Source organism: Dinoroseobacter sp. S375 (assembly GCF_049800775.1).
Classification (GTDB): domain Bacteria; phylum Pseudomonadota; class Alphaproteobacteria; order Rhodobacterales; family Rhodobacteraceae; genus Dinoroseobacter.
On record NZ_JBNAFR010000016.1, the window covers coordinates 49,127 to 63,339 of the forward strand.

16 protein-coding genes and 1 tRNA gene are annotated in these 14,213 nt (G+C 65.9%); 6 read left to right on the top strand and 11 right to left on the bottom strand.

Annotated features, from left to right (window positions below):
• Positions 1 to 6 precede the first annotated feature (6 nt).
• Positions 7 to 324, top strand: a complete 318-nt coding sequence (locus tag ACP150_RS21295) for a DUF1244 domain-containing protein (RefSeq protein ID WP_424968750.1) — start codon at positions 7 to 9, stop codon at positions 322 to 324.
• Positions 325 to 529: 205 nt separating this feature from the next.
• Here the strand turns inward: ACP150_RS21295 and ACP150_RS21300 are convergent, their stop codons facing one another.
• The 3 genes from ACP150_RS21300 to ACP150_RS21310 all read right to left on the bottom strand — a co-directional run bounded on the left by ACP150_RS21300 (position 530) and on the right by ACP150_RS21310 (position 3,029).
• The gene (locus ACP150_RS21300) at positions 530 to 1,171 is read right to left on the bottom strand and encodes a PEBP family protein (protein WP_424968735.1); all 642 of its coding nucleotides are present in this window, start codon (positions 1,169 to 1,171) and stop codon (positions 530 to 532) included.
• 91 nt (positions 1,172 to 1,262) lie between these two features.
• A complete protein-coding gene (locus ACP150_RS21305; protein ID WP_424968736.1) occupies positions 1,263 to 2,045 on the bottom strand; it encodes a 3-methyl-2-oxobutanoate hydroxymethyltransferase in 783 nt (260 codons plus the stop codon).
• A 3-nt stretch (positions 2,046 to 2,048) separates the two neighbouring features.
• A complete protein-coding gene (locus ACP150_RS21310; RefSeq protein WP_424968751.1) occupies positions 2,049 to 3,029 on the bottom strand; it encodes a sterol desaturase family protein in 981 nt (326 codons plus the stop codon).
• Positions 3,030 to 3,134: 105 nt separating this feature from the next.
• Between ACP150_RS21310 and ACP150_RS21315 the strand changes: the two genes are divergently transcribed.
• Positions 3,135 to 4,058, top strand: coding sequence for a LysR family transcriptional regulator (locus tag ACP150_RS21315; RefSeq protein WP_424968737.1), 924 nt, complete (start codon positions 3,135 to 3,137; stop codon positions 4,056 to 4,058).
• Here the strand turns inward: ACP150_RS21315 and ACP150_RS21320 are convergent.
• Both ACP150_RS21320 and ACP150_RS21325 read right to left on the bottom strand, forming a co-directional pair.
• Entirely contained in the window at positions 4,055 to 4,537 is a 483-nt protein-coding gene (locus ACP150_RS21320; protein ID WP_424968738.1) for a hypothetical protein, read from the bottom strand. The two genes, ACP150_RS21315 and ACP150_RS21320, sit on opposite strands and share 4 nt — an antisense overlap.
• Positions 4,538 to 4,609: 72 nt before the next feature.
• Positions 4,610 to 5,611: an agmatine deiminase family protein gene (locus ACP150_RS21325; RefSeq protein WP_424968739.1), complete on the bottom strand. Its 1,002-nt coding sequence runs from the start codon at positions 5,609 to 5,611 to the stop codon at positions 4,610 to 4,612.
• Between the two features lie 136 nt (positions 5,612 to 5,747).
• On the opposite strand from ACP150_RS21325, the gene ACP150_RS21330 reads away from it, so the two are divergent.
• Positions 5,748 to 6,242 (top strand): hypothetical protein, encoded by a 495-nt coding sequence (locus tag ACP150_RS21330; protein WP_424968741.1) that lies wholly within the window; start codon positions 5,748 to 5,750, stop codon positions 6,240 to 6,242.
• Between the two features lie 6 nt (positions 6,243 to 6,248).
• Here ACP150_RS21330 and ACP150_RS21335 read toward each other — a convergent pair whose 3' ends face one another.
• The gene (locus ACP150_RS21335; protein WP_424968742.1) at positions 6,249 to 7,103 is read right to left on the bottom strand and encodes a D-amino-acid transaminase; all 855 of its coding nucleotides are present in this window, start codon (positions 7,101 to 7,103) and stop codon (positions 6,249 to 6,251) included.
• 196 nt (positions 7,104 to 7,299) lie between these two features.
• Between ACP150_RS21335 and ACP150_RS21340 the strand changes: the two genes are divergently transcribed.
• The gene (locus ACP150_RS21340; protein ID WP_424968743.1) at positions 7,300 to 7,797 is read left to right on the top strand and encodes a hypothetical protein; all 498 of its coding nucleotides are present in this window, start codon (positions 7,300 to 7,302) and stop codon (positions 7,795 to 7,797) included.
• Positions 7,798 to 7,800: 3 nt separating this feature from the next.
• Here ACP150_RS21340 and ACP150_RS21345 read toward each other — a convergent pair whose 3' ends face one another.
• The 3 genes from ACP150_RS21345 to ACP150_RS21355 form a co-directional block, all read right to left on the bottom strand.
• Positions 7,801 to 8,571 (bottom strand): YbaY family lipoprotein, encoded by a 771-nt coding sequence (locus ACP150_RS21345; protein WP_424968744.1) that lies wholly within the window; start codon positions 8,569 to 8,571, stop codon positions 7,801 to 7,803.
• Between the two features lie 24 nt (positions 8,572 to 8,595).
• Positions 8,596 to 9,558 (bottom strand): acetyl-CoA carboxylase carboxyltransferase subunit alpha, encoded by a 963-nt coding sequence (locus tag ACP150_RS21350; protein WP_424968745.1) that lies wholly within the window; start codon positions 9,556 to 9,558, stop codon positions 8,596 to 8,598.
• 543 nt (positions 9,559 to 10,101) lie between these two features.
• A tRNA-Trp gene (locus ACP150_RS21355) sits at positions 10,102 to 10,177 on the bottom strand.
• A 124-nt stretch (positions 10,178 to 10,301) separates the two neighbouring features.
• Here ACP150_RS21355 and ACP150_RS21360 point away from each other — a divergent pair.
• Complete coding sequence (locus ACP150_RS21360; protein ID WP_424968746.1) at positions 10,302 to 11,189, top strand: hypothetical protein; 888 nt, start codon at positions 10,302 to 10,304, stop codon at positions 11,187 to 11,189.
• Here the strand turns inward: ACP150_RS21360 and ACP150_RS21365 are convergent.
• On the bottom strand, positions 11,186 to 11,839 hold the full coding sequence (locus ACP150_RS21365) for a CatB-related O-acetyltransferase (protein ID WP_424968747.1): 654 nt from the start codon (positions 11,837 to 11,839) through the stop codon (positions 11,186 to 11,188). The genes ACP150_RS21360 and ACP150_RS21365 overlap by 4 nt on opposite strands.
• A 173-nt stretch (positions 11,840 to 12,012) precedes the next feature.
• Here ACP150_RS21365 and ACP150_RS21370 point away from each other — a divergent pair, with 173 nt between their 5' ends.
• The gene (locus tag ACP150_RS21370; RefSeq protein ID WP_424968748.1) at positions 12,013 to 12,741 is read left to right on the top strand and encodes a hypothetical protein; all 729 of its coding nucleotides are present in this window, start codon (positions 12,013 to 12,015) and stop codon (positions 12,739 to 12,741) included.
• 292 nt (positions 12,742 to 13,033) lie between these two features.
• On the opposite strand, the gene tuf is transcribed toward ACP150_RS21370, so the two are convergent.
• The gene (gene tuf, locus ACP150_RS21375; protein ID WP_424968117.1) at positions 13,034 to 14,209 is read right to left on the bottom strand and encodes an elongation factor Tu; all 1,176 of its coding nucleotides are present in this window, start codon (positions 14,207 to 14,209) and stop codon (positions 13,034 to 13,036) included.
• Positions 14,210 to 14,213 lie beyond the last annotated feature (4 nt).

The window sequence follows — 14,213 nt, forward strand, 5'->3', positions numbered from 1 at the left end:
GCAGATATCGACCCGCAGACCCAGATCGAGCTCGAGGCCGCCGCCTTTCGCACCCTGCGCAAGCACCTGATGGAAGAACGCACAGACGTGCAGAATATCGACATGATGAACCTTGCCGGGTTCTGTCGGAACTGCCTGAGCCGCTGGTATCAGGAAGCCGCCGCCGAAAAGGGCATCACGCTGGGCAAGGAAGAAGCACGCGAGATCTTCTACGGCATGCCCATGTCCGAATGGAAAGCCAATTACCAGACCGAGGCCAACGCGGCGCAGAAGGCCGAGTTCGACGTGGCCTTCAAGGAAAACGTGACCGACAAGCAGGGCTGAATACCCTCGGGGCGGACGGAAGGGTCAGCCCCGGGGCAATTCGCTGCCCCGCCGCGCCAATGTCAGAGCGAGGCCGACCGCAGCGCGTGTGACGATGGCGACCGCACCCGCTGCGCAAATAGGGCGCGCCTCAGGTCCTCAACGCGGCCCATGTGGCGCGGGCATCCTTGACGGACTTTTGATCTGCGCGCGCCCAATTGCGGTTTTACTCCACGATCCCCCGACAGAGGATGGTGTTGCTCTGCTCCAGATCCGGTCCCCAGACGAAGGCGGCGTCGGGATGCCAGTCGATCCGGTTATACCCCCCTTTGGGCGAGACCTGCCGGGCGGAATAGACCGTGGCCGGGGCCCAATCGGATGCGTCGAAACCGGGGGCGTCCCAGCCTGCGGGCTCCTCCGAGATCTCGAAGGCGCACGCCCCCTCGCCCGCGACCGGATTCGGCTCTGCCTCACAGCTTTTGTCCAGCGGTGCGGTATGGATCACGAGGCAGCGCCACGCCGCACTGCTGACGGCGACAACCTCGCCCGCGCCATTGGTGATCTGGGCGATGACGCCCCCATCGCCCATCTGTTGCCGCCGCGATCCGATGTATTCGAGACCGGTATCATTCTCGATGAAGTCCTTGGCGACGAGGCCGATCACGAAGGGGCGCGTGGCCTCGAACCCGAAGCTTTCGGCGTTAAAGGATCGTTCGGTGGTGATCGGCACGCTGTCTTCGGCCACGGAAACGCCGTTCACGCGCATCTCGAACCAGTTATCCGCCCAGATATCGGCGAAAAAGGGCTCTGCGGCGTAGACTGGCGGACAGGCCACCAGACAGGCGATGAGGGAAAAGGGCTTGATCATCAGATGCTCCGCTTGGCTATGCAGAGAGTAATACGGGCCATGGCGCGGTTTCCGTCGCGGCCACGCCAGATCATGCCCCCCGACCGGGCCGCTAGGGGGCGTCAAACACCTCTGCCAGCACCTCCTCCGCCATGCGGACGGAATGGCCGGGCTCCGGAAACGTGCCGCCGGTGACATCGGCGATGTATTCGCGATAGGCCGCGACCCGCTCCGCCTGCAGGCGGGCCCGCTCGGCGGCGAAGTTGCGATAGGTCTTGGCATGGCGCGGGATATGGCCGGTGGTCTCGCCAAGCAGATCCGCCGAGAACAGGTATTGCGCGTCACAATCGGGCCCGGACCCGAGCGAGATCGTCAGCATGCTTGTCCGCGCGCTGACCTCGCGGGCGAGCGGGGCGGCGACAACCTCCAGCTCGACCGCGAAGGCCCCGGCAGCCTCGAAATCCCGAACCTGGCGCCAGACCATGCGAGCCTGATCCGCGGTCTTGCCCACGGCGCGGAACCCGCCGGTCCAGGTCGCCTTGGGCGGCACCAGCCCCACATGGCAGATCACCGGCACGCCTTCGCGCGCCAGCACCTCGACCACGGCGGGGCTCATCCCGCAATAGACCGACTGCGCCCCGGCCCCCATGGCGGCCATGGCCGTGCGCAGCGCCTCGGTCGCCGAGGCATGGCTGCCCCAGGGCAGGCCGTACTGGAAATGGGTGTCCGGCACGGCGCGGGCGAACTGCGCCCGCTCCGGCACGAAGGCCGTGCCGATCATGTCCATTCCGGCCTCGGCGGCGGCGCGCGCCTCTTCCTCGCGGGCGACCTGCACATAGGCAAGCTTGCGCTGACCCTTGGCGGCCAGCAGGTCCATGACCGTCAGTCCACCCATCGCTCAGCTCCCCATTATGCGCTTGCGGCGCTCTTTCATGCGGGCATCCGCCTCCACCGTCCCGTCATGGAAGGACCCGAAGAGCTTGTCCCACGGGATCTCGAGCGAGCCGTAATTGCACTCGAAATACCGGTGGTGCATCTGGTGGTGAAAGGTGCCCAGCGCGAGGCGGTTCTCATCCTTGACTACCAGCCCTTCGAAGCCGGTATGGGTCGTGGCCGCCGTCAGGGTGTAATACTGCATGTGGAACAGGATATGCACCGGATGGGCCGCAACGACCCAGTGGATCAGCACGGTCCCGAGATAGATCACATGCTCCACGGGATGCATGGACATGCCCGACCATGGCCCGACATTGATGTTGCGGTGATGCAGCGCATGCACATGCTTGTAGAGAAACGGCACATGCAGCAACCGGTGGATCCAGTAGAAGTAAAAGCTCTCCCAGATCGGGATCAGCAGGAAGAGCGCGATGAACCAGACCGGGTTGGCCGCCCATGTCAGCATCGGCGCATAGCCATTGGCCATGGCCCAGAACATCAACACCTCATAGGCGGTCCAGATCGTCACCCCGCTCGCCAGCGTCCAGAACATGTTGTCCCGGATCTGCCCGCCGAGGGTGAATTGCCGACCGTTCTTCATCAGCGGACGCGGGTCGTATTTCAGCCGCTGCCCCTGCTTGGTGAAGGTATAGAAATAGAGATGCAGCCCCCCGGCCACCACGCTCATCAGAACCATGTTGCGCAGCCACATCTCGGCGATCCAGCCAAAGGCGAGCGTCTTGGTCTCGGAAAGCGGCGGCTGGAACCAGTAGAACGAGGCGCAGGCGATGCCGAGAATGATCAGCTTCTCGGTGATCAGGAACCACGAGTTCCAGACCCAGCGCAGCATTTCGGCCGGGCGCAGGGGCCAGCTGAAGAAGGGGGACACCTTGATCGGGACATTCGGAACATGGTTCCAGCCCTTGAGCGGAGCATCAGACATGGGCACCTCGGGGATCGACATGGGTTTTTCCCGAGTTTGACAGATCACGCTTCGCATGAAAAAGAGATTTAATGGATCAATAATCCCTGATTTTCCGAGGTTACGATGGCGATCTCCTTGCGTGCGATGTCCTATTTCGTGACCGCCCTCCGGCATGGCAATATCGCGCGCGCGGCGGGCGAGTTGAACATCGCGGCCTCGGCGGTCTCGGCGGCCATTGACCAAATCGAGGCAGAGTTTGACCTGACCCTTGTGACCCGCCAGCGGGCGCGGGGCATTCAGGGCACGGCAAACGGGCTGGCCATCGCGCGCAAATTCGAGCGGCTGCTGGAGGATTACCGCGCGATCCTGACCGAGACCGAGGATCTCAAACAGGCGCTCGGCGGCCGTTTGCGGATCGGGTATTACGCGCCCATCGCACCCGCTTTTCTGCCCCGGATCCTGCATGAGAGCCTCGCGGATCCGGGCGCTGTCCAGCTGGAGCTGGAGGAATGCGACAATATCAGCGCGCAGGATGGCCTGCTGAACGGGACCTATGACATCATCCTGTTCGTCAGCGAGGATGTCCGCCCGATGATCTCTTACGAGGTGCTGGTGGAGGCTCCGGCCTATTGCCTGATGCCGCGCGATCATCCGCTGGCCGGGCGGGCCGAGATTTCCCTCGCGGAGATCGCGCAAGGGCCGCTGGTGGTGCTGAACCGTCCGGTTGCGGCGGCCTATTACGCCCGGATCCTCAAGGCTCAGGCGACGCCCCCGCATATCGCGGCCTATGCCAGTTCGACCGAGATGGTGCGGAGCCTCGTGGGCGCGGGCCATGGCTGCGCGATCCTGAACATGCGCCCCCGCAGCGCCACAAGCTATGGCGGCGACGGGCTTGTCGCCCTGCCGATCTCGGACCCGCTCCCGGCGCTGAGTCTCGCGATCGCCTATGACACCTCCCGCCCCCGCCGTCTGGTACAGCATGTGGTCGAGGCCTGCCGCGCGCATTTCGCGGACCCGCATCAGGATCACTGCATCGTAACGCTTTAACCGCCGGGCCCGCAGACGGGCTCAACCGGACAATAGGCGTCGGTGAACCGATCCATCAGCGCCGCCACCCCGTCCTCGAGGGGCAAGACCCCCTCCAGCGAACACAAGTAGTCCTGATGGGGCGCCAGTTGATCCAGAAAGGTCAGGGACCAGCCTTCCTCAACCGCCAACATCTGCTCGGCGGAATAGAGAAGGTGATCGACAAAGGCGATATAGGCCCCGCCCTCGTTGGACTGGACCAACTGGCAAGAATCGACTGGTCGCGCAAACTCCGGCCGGGTCGCCGCCAGCGCCAGATGGGCGCGATAGGCGTCGCGGGCCGATTGCTCTCGCTGGACCAGGTCGGCGTGATCCAGCTGGATCTTGGCCCCAACCAGAGCCGCAATCGCCACGCAGGCGGTGACCAGGGCGGCCATCGCCTCGATCCCGCTCGCATGTTTCGTCCACCAGCCCATGGCCTGTCCTTTTCCGTCGCGCATCTGCCCAAGGGGTGCAGGCTCCGCGTCCGGGTTTCAAGGCAGAACCCGCCCCGACCCCGCGCGCGGCAGGGCTCAGCCCGCGGGCATCTGCTGGGTGGCGCAGTGGATCCCGCCCCCCAGCTCGCCCAGCGGATCGACATTGAGCATGACGATCTCGCGCCCGGGATAGTGCCGCGCCAATGCCTGCGCCGCGATCTCATCTGTCTCTGCATCACCGAAATAGGGGGCGATCACCGCACCGTTGCAGACATAGTAATTCGCGTAGGAGGCCACGAAGTCCGGATGCTCGATCCGGGCGCGGGTCGGCTCGGGGATCACCTCGATCTCGAGCCCGGCCGCGGCAAGGATGTCATGGGTTTCCAGTGCGGCCTTGTGGAACGGGCCCCGGGGGTCGGGCCTGTCCGGCAGGGCGATGAGCACCCGCTCGGGTCCGGTAAAGCGCGCGAGGCTGTCGATATGGTAATCGGTGATGTCCTCGCCGACGAGGCCCGGGCTCCAGATGATCCGCTCCGCCCCGAGCGCCGTGCAGAGCCGCGCACCGATCTCGTCGCGCGACAGGCCGGGATTGCGGTTCGGGTTCACCCAGGAGCTCTCATGCGCCATGAGCAGGCCATGGCCGCTCTGTTCCACCCCGCCGCCCTCTCCGATCAGCCCGGAGGGCAGAAACGGCAGGTCGAGCCGCTTGGCCACCCGCGCCGCAATGGCAGCGTCATGCCTGTGAGGCTGCCGCCTGCCCCAGCCGTTGAACTGGATCTGCCGCTGCGCGAGCGTTCCGTCACTGCCTTGAACGAAGATCGGCCCGGCATCCCGGCACCAAAGGTCATCGGTCGGGATATCCCACAGCGTCACCCCCTCCGACAGCCCCCGCCGCGCGCGGCGGTGCTCGGCCCCATCGGCCAGCAGATAGACCGGCTCGAACTCTGCGATCGCGTTGGCGATGTCGGTGATGGTTTGCTGGACCATCTCGCGAAAGATCCGGTCGCGATAGACCTTGGGATGGACCGGCCATTGCATGAAGGTCGCCTGATGCGGGGCCTCCTCGGCGGGCATAACATGGGTCTGCGGATCTGTCATCGCGGGTCCTTTCGGCAGGTGCCCGAGCCTAACACAACCAGTCGCGCGCGCACGCCCTCGCACTGACACAAGCGTGACCCTGCGTGATCGCCAAACCGGCTAGGACTGGGGGATCCCCGTCTGCCGAAGGTCCGACATGCCGCGCAAATCCTCCAAGACCCGCTCGAAATCTGCCAAGACACCCGCCGCGCCCGAGATGCCCACACGGCGCGAGACCCTGAGGACCTTTCGCAACGGTGCGCTCGGCGCGCTGGTGCTGGGTGGGATCGGGGTGTTTTCGGTGAATGCGGTGCGCGCCACCATCGCCGAGCAGGATCTGAGCGTGATCGGAACGGGGCTGCCCACCATCGTGCAGATCCACGATCCGCAATGCACGCTCTGCATCGAATTGCAGCGCGAGACCCGCAAGGCTCTGGAAGGGTTGGACAGCGACATGGTCGCCTACCGGATCGCGAGCATCCGCACCCCGGACGGGACCGCCTTTGCCCATCGGCACGGGCAGTCCCATGTCACACTGGTGCTGCTCGAGGGGGCGGGCGCGGTGCAGCAGATCCTGCAGGGGGTGCGCCCGGCAGACGAGCTGCGCGGGCATTTCGATGCGTTAATCGCGCGCGATGCCCCGCGCGGCTAGAGCCCGTCAGACCGCCTTGGCGCGGCTTTCCTCAAGATAGATCTCGCGCAGACGCAGGGCTACGGGGCCCGGGGTGCCCTCGCCCACCTGCGCGCCATCCACTTCGACGACGGGCATCACAAAGGTCGAGGCCGAGGTGATGAAAGCCTCGCGGGCATTCTGCGCCTCTTCGATGGTGAAGGGACGCTCTTCGACCTTCATCTGTGCCTCGCGGGCGAAGCGCAGCACCGCCGCGCGGGTGATCCCATGCAGAATCTCGGTACCCAGATGGCGGGTCACGATCGTCCCCTCCTGCGTGACGATATAGGCGTTGTTCGAGGTGCCCTCGGTCACCGCCCCGTCCTCAACCATCCAGGCGTCATCCACCCCGGCGGCCTTGGCCATCATTTTGCCCATGGACGGGTAGAGCAGCTGCACGGTCTTGATATCGCGACGGCCCCAGCGCGCATCCTCGATCGAGATCACCTTGATGCCGCTTTGCACGGCAGGCGCATCGGCCAGCGTCTTGGTCTGGGTAAACAGCACCAGCGAGGGCACAGGCTCGGCAGGATAGGCGAAGTCCCGGTCCGCCGCCCCGCGCGTCACCTGCAGATAGACCATACCCTCGGTCACCTCGTTACGGGCGACAAGCTCGCGATGGATCTCCAGCAACTCATCCATGGTGCAGGGCGTGGGCATCTCCAGCTCGGCCAGAGACCGCTCCAGCCGCTGGGCGTGGCCCTCGAAATCCACCAGCTTGCCCTCAAGCACGCTGGTCACCTCATAGACGCCATCCGCAAAGAGAAACCCCCTGTCAAAGACCGAGATCTTGGCCTCTTCTTCGGGCACGTAGTCTCCGTTGACATAGACAATGCGGCTCATGGGATCCTCCGGGGTGACGCGTGGTTCCGGCGATATGGCGGGGCGGGCGCGACCGGGTCAAGCGCCGAGTTGCGATCGGCGACATCAGGGCCCAGTCTGCGGCCATGGACGCGCCGCGCCTCTACCCCCGCGCCCAGCGCGTAGGGGCCTGGCACGGATGCAGCGGCCAGGGTCATGCTCCCGCGAAGGCGGCGCCATGACGGGGCCGCGCCGCCAAGGGCATCGCCAAGCCCGCGCGGACCTCTATATCCGGGATATGCGCCTGATCATTCCCCTCCTCGCCGCTTGCCTCATCCCCCTGCCCGTCTCCGCATGGGAGGCTGGCACCCAAGGCCCCCTTTGCACCCTGACCCATAGCGAACCCGGGGCCGAGATCCGCCTGACCTACGATTCGCGCGGGCCGGAATATACGATCACCCTGACCGCCCCGACCCCATGGCCACGGCAACCGGTGTTCACCCTGCGCTTCGAGGGGGGACCGGGTCTGGCCATCAGCACCGACCGGCATATCCTCTCGCCCGATGGGCGATCGCTCACGGTGATCGATCGGGGCTTTGGCAATGTGCTGCGCGGGCTGGCGGAGAACCGGCAAGCGATCGGGCTGACAGGGCCTGGGATGCTGAGCTTCTCGCTGGACGGGGCGGCGCCAGAGGTCGCCAAGTTCGAGGCCTGCGGAACCGCACCGAGCGTCTGACCGTTAGCGGGGCGCCGCCTCGAAGCGCGCGATGTCCGTGCCCTGATCATCCAGAAGCCGCAGGGTCGGGCTGGCGCGGTCGCCGGACATCTCAAACCGGGTTGTGGCCTCCAACGCCCGGATCATCCCCTGCTCAAGGGCATCGCGCGGTGGGGGACAGGCCATCTTGGTTCCGGCCATGGGGGGCGGAAAGCGGAGCGTGTCGGAGCCAATCTCCGCCCTGCCCGAAAACCGGTTGCATCCGGCAAAGACAAGCACGGTCCCATCGGCGCGCAGCTCGAGGGTCGGTGCAGGGTCCGCCGCAACCGGCGCGCCCGCGAGTGCGACGAGCTGCCAGGAAAGACCGGTCAGGCGCGGCATGGCTGCCGGGCCGGTGCTGGCAACGGAGCGTTGCAGGATCAGGTCCACGCTCTGCCCCGCCCCGCCGGTCAGAACCGGGTAGGCTTGGGTCGTGCGAAACACCACCCGCCCCTCGGAATGGATGCGCGCGGCGACCGTATAGGTCAGCCGCGGATCGATCATCGCCGGATCATAGGGCAGCGCGAGGGTCATGGGCATGCCGGTCATCACCACCCGCTGACTGGTGATCCGGATCGCGGCGACATCCATGCGCGAGGTGTCCAGCAGCTCGACCTCGAGCTGCGCGTCCGGCGGCAGGGCGATCCGTTCGAGATAGGCGGCTTTGACGGTCAGGGTCTGCATCTCGGCGCGGCCCATGCCGACACTGACCAGAAGCGCCAGAAGGCCGATCCACACCAGACGCCCCACTGCCATCGCCGTCCCTCCGTCGCGGTATCCTCAGGCGGCCAGCCCGCGCGAGCCCATGGCCAGAAACTTCGACCGGCGGTCCTTGATCAGGGCCTCGGGCGAACGGTCGACGAGCTCGGCCAGCATGCCTTCGAGCGCCTTGCCGACCCGGACAATCGTGTCGTCCTTGTGACGCTGCGCGCCGCCCACGGGCTCGGGGATGATCCGGTCCACCACGCCCAGCGTGTGCAGATCCTGCGCCGTCAGACGCAGGGCCTCGGCGGCCTCTTTCATCTTCTCGGCATCCTTCCACAGGATGGAGGCGCAGCCCTCGGGCGAAATCACCGAATAGATCGAATGCTCGAGCATCGCCACGCGGTTCGCCGTGGCAAAGGCCACCGCCCCGCCCGAGCCGCCCTCGCCCACCACGACCGAGACGAGCGGCACGCCGATCTGCAGGCATTTCTCGGTGGCGCGCGCGATGGCCTCGGACTGCCCGCGCTCCTCGGCCCCCTTGCCGGGATAGGCGCCGGGCGTGTCGACCAGCGTCAACACCGGCAGGCCAAAGCGGTGGGCCATATCCATCAGGCGGATCGCCTTGCGGTACCCCTCGGGGCGCGCCATGCCGAAATTCCGCTCGATCCGGGTCTTGGTGTCATGGCCCTTCTCGTGGCCGATCACCACGACGGGACGGTCATTGAACCGCGCCAGCCCGCCCATCACCGCATGGTCATCGGCGAAGTTCCGGTCCCCGGCGAGGGGCGTGTATTCCTCGAACAGACCGTTGATGTAATCCATGCAATGGGGCCGCCCGGGATGCCGCGCCACAAGGCATTTCTGCCACGGCGAGAGATCGGCATAGAGATCCGCCAGAAGCTGCTCGGCCTTGCGGTCGAGGGCCGAGACCTCCTTCTCGATATCCATGGTGCCCGATGTGCGCGCCACGGCCCGCAATTCCTCGGCCTTGCCCTCAATCTCTGCGAGCGGCTTTTCGAAATCGAGATAGTTCTGCATCAACCCCTCCGGCTGTCTTGCTGCGCCTTATGGCCCCTCCGTCGCTGCGGCGCAACAGGGAGGGCGGGGCTCTGCGCCAATCCTGTAAGCTCCCGTCAGGACCCTGTGGCGGCTCCCATGAGGGGATCCACCGAATGGGCATGAGCCTCGTCAGGAGCACGACGCATCTGTCGTGATCCGAGGTAAGCGCGGCGGCTGGCCCTGTGAAGGGGTTGCGACCCCTTGGCGGGTCGGAGGAGATGGGCCAGCCCTTCTGATCCGGGTGCCGCCGAAGCACATGGCCAGCGTATCGCGGTCCTGAGGTGCCTTGGAGGACGGCGACATGCTTCGGCAAGAAACGGGCCCAGGGGTCGGGCAGCCCCGGCAGCCCATCGCATACGGCCCGGTTGCCCCCAATCGCCCGCGGCAGGGTCGGGCCTGCTTGTGGGGCAATCAGGATAGGTTTTGAAAACCTGGGTCTACTCGCACAATCGACATCGCACACCGACGCCGAAGCCCGCGCTCAACGCGTGCTCGTCTGTGCAATTGTGCGGAAACTGGTCTTGGCAGGGGCTGAGGGACTCGAACCCACGACCCTCGGTTTTGGAGACCGATGCTCTACCAACTGAGCTAAACCCCTAAGACCAAGGCGAGGGGTATGTGTTTCGGCAGAGGAAATCAAGGCGCTTTTCCCACTGATTTTGCCCTGCGCCCTGCGCGGGGTGTCTTGCATATGGATCCGGCCAGCCGCATCTTGCGCGGCGATGTCGACCCCGTCCTCTGTCCCTGTCGCGCCGCCCCTTCCGGAGGCGTGCGCCGTCTTTGACACCAAGCCCTGGCGCGCGCCCGAGATCGTGGCCGCCGAGGCCCGGATCACCGTGCCCACCATGCTCGCCCCGCAGGAAAGACAGTTCTACTACTGGGCCGCGCGGGACTGGGCGCGCGGCGCGGGGGCGCAGGTGGATCTCGGGGCCTTTGCCGGCGGCTCGACGGCGCGGTTCGCCGCCGGGGCGCAGGCGGCAGGGCATGGCGCAACCATCCATGCCTATGACCGCTTTACCGCCAAGGAACAGACCAAGCAGAATGTGCTCTACGCGGCGGGCGTGGCACCGTTCGAGGGGCGGGACATCCTGCCGCTGGCGCAATCCTTCCTTGCGCCCTGGGCGGCACAGATGCGCTACCATGTGGGGCATATCCCGGATCTGGGCTGGCCCGGCGGCAAGATCGAGCTGCTGGCGGTGGATGCCGCCAAGATCGCCACGACCACGGACCTGATCGCGGCGCAGTTCTTTCCCGCGCTGATCCCCGGGCGCAGCCTGCTCATCCAGCAGGACTTCCTGCACTGGTCCCAGCCCTGGCTCGCCGCCCAGATGTGGCGCATGCGCAGCGCCTTCGCGCCCGTGGCCCATGCCCCCCGGGACACAGTCGCCTTCCTCTGCACGGCACCGGTAACGCCCGAGATCATCGAGGCGGGCCGGATCTCGCAGGCCAGCGATGCAGAGCTTCTGGCGGATATCCGGGCCATGCGCGACGCGCTCCCGGCGGCTTGGGGGCTCAACGCGCGGATCCGCAAGACCGTCGCGGCCCTGCGCACCAATCCCGGGGTGCGGATCGCCTGGCAGATGCAGCCGCCGCCCGCCCCAGCCCCCTAAACCGCCGCTGCGCGCGCCTCCAGCGCGGCGATATCGCCGCCGCAGATCTCGGCCTCGGCGGCAAGGATCCGGTCGATTGGCCAGTCCCACCACGCCAGCTCCAGCAGCCGGGCGACGATCTCGGGGGCGAATCTCTGGCGGATCACCCGCCCGGGATTGCCCGCCACGATGCTGTAATCGGGGATCTCACCCCCGACCACGGCCCCGGCACCGACGATCACGCCATGGCCCAGCCGCGCCCCGGGCAACACCATCGCATTGCGCCCGAACCAGCAATCATGGCCCACAATCGTCGGACGCGGCGCGCGCCCGGGCATCGAGGGGCGATCCGGCGACATCCCGTCGAAAATCGCAAAGGGAAAGGCACTGAACCCGTCATAGCGGTGATTGGCACTGTCGGTGACAAAGGACACGCCCATGGCCAGCGAGCAGAACTTGCCGATCTCGATCCGCTGCTCGCCATAAAGATAGGGAAAGAGCCGACGCCGGAGGAGGTCCGGCTCGGGCATCTCGTCATCACTGTAATAGGTGTAGTCGCCGATGCGCAGCCCCGGCGCGTCGAGCACCGCGTTGAGAAAGACGGTGCCCTCATAGGCAGTGCCATCGGGAAAGACGATCGGGTGCCGGGTGTCCGGCAGGGGAAAGGGCATGGGAACCTCCGGAAGAGACTGTCCCCGAGTTATCCAAGCCGCCGGGCCCGGAAAAGCGCAAAACATGTCCGCCGCTCAGCTCCCGGACATAACTGATACGACAGGCGAAATCCTGCGGACACGACTCATCCCTAGAAGGGGCGCAATTCGAAGAGAGATAAAGGACCTTCCCAATGTTGCCCCAAACACCCCAACTGATTGCCGCCGCCCTTCTCGCGGGCGCGGCCCTCGCACAGGCCAGCGCTGTCAGCGCCGCAACGCTCTACGCCGACCGCGCCGCATTTGAGGCGGATACGGCGCCCACGGGCGCGATCGATTTCGAGGATCTCCCCGACGGGTCCTCCTTCTCCGGGCAGGAACTGAGCGTCGGACCCATGCGCTTCTCGGGCGGCGTGACCCCGGGCAACGAGACCTGGAACGTGATCTCCCCCGTCGGATTTTGCGAGGGATATCATTCCATTGACGGCTCGCGTCACGCATGTGTCGGTGTGTCTGACCACGCACAAGTGCGCCTCGATTTCCTGACCGATGTCTCGGCCTGGGGCGCGGATTTCTCGGATATGGGCGACCAGGGACGCGAGACCGCCCTCAAGTTCTATGACGATGCGGACCAGCTGCTCTTCGAGTATGTCGCCGCAGATCAGGGCGAGCTTGAGAAGACCTTCATCGGTGTGGACTTCGAAGGCGAAAGCGCGAGCTACATGACCTTCTCGCTCTTTGCGCGCCTGCCGAGCCAAGACCTCGACGGATTCGGCATGGACAACGTCATCTTCACCTCTGTCCGTGATCCGGGGGCGCCTGCCCCCGTGCCGCTGCCGCCTGCCGCTCTGCTGCTGGGTTCCGCTGCGGGCGGGTTGATGAGCCTCGGTCGCCTGCGCCGGAAACGGCAGGCCGCCGCCTGACCCCTACGATCACAGCGCGCGCCCGGCGGGCGCGCGCCCGATGCCCGAGATCCATGTCCTGCCGGATCTCCACTGGCGCGCTTAAGCGCGCCCAGACGCAGACCACCCTGGAATAGGCGCACCCCAAGCGGTGCCGCAGAAGCGGCTCCGCTTTTGCGTCGTTTGGGGGGGCCAGCCCGTCCCGGCATCGCGCCAGACATCGCCCCCGGACACCGGGGCCGTAAGCCGCCCGGCACCACGAAAAAGGGGCGCCCTGAAGCGCCCCTTCGAAAGCCTTGTGGTTGAAACCGGCTTACTCGATGATTTTGGAGACGACGCCAGCGCCGACGGTACGGCCGCCTTCGCGGATGGCGAAGCGGAGGCCGTCTTCCATGGCGATCGGGGCGATCAGCTCGACACCGAATTTCAGGTTGTCGCCCGGCATCACCATCTCGGTGCCTTCCGGCAGCGTCACGGTCCCGGTCACATCCGTCGTCCGGAAGTAGAACTGCGGACGGTAGTTCGCGAAGAACGGCGTGTGACGGCCACCCTCATCCTTGGTCAGGATGTAGGCTTCGGCTTCGAACTTGGTGTGCGGCGTCACGGAGCCCGGCTTGCAGAGAACCTGACCACGCTCGACACCTTCACGGTCCACACCGCGCAGCAGGGCGCCGATATTGTCGCCCGCTTCACCGCGATCCAGCAGCTTGCGGAACATTTCCACACCGGTGCAGGTGGTCTTGGTGGTGTCGCGGATGCCGACGATTTCGATCTCGTCGCCCACATTGATCACGCCACGCTCCACACGACCGGTCACAACCGTGCCGCGGCCGGAGATCGAGAACACGTCCTCGATCGGCATCAGGAAGGGCTGGTCCACGGCGCGCGCCGGGGTCGGGATGTAGTCATCCACAGCCGCCATCAGCTCGGCGATCTTCTCGGTGCCGATCGCGTCGTCACGGCCCTCGAGGGCTGCCAGAGCGGAGCCCGCAACGATCGGAATGTCGTCGCCCGGGTACTCGTAGCTGTCCAGAAGCTCGCGGATTTCCATCTCGACCAGCTCCAGGAGCTCTTCGTCGTCGACCTGGTCCACCTTGTTCATGAAGACGACCATGTAGGGGATGCCCACCTGACGGCCGAGCAGGATGTGCTCGCGGGTCTGGGGCATCGGGCCGTCGGCCGCGTTCACCACGAGGATCGCGCCGTCCATCTGGGCCGCACCGGTGATCATGTTCTTGACGTAGTCGGCGTGACCCGGGCAGTCCACATGGGCGTAGTGACGGGCGTCCGTCTCGTATTCCACATGCGCGGTCGAGATCGTGATCCCGCGGGCCTTCTCTTCCGGCGCGCCGTCAATCTCGTCATAGGCTTTGAAGTCGCCAAACTGCTTGGTGATCGCAGCCGTCAGCGTCGTCTTGCCGTGGTCAACATGCCCGATCGTGCCGATGTTAACATGCGGTTTAGAACGCTCAAACTTTTCCTTAGCCATGATG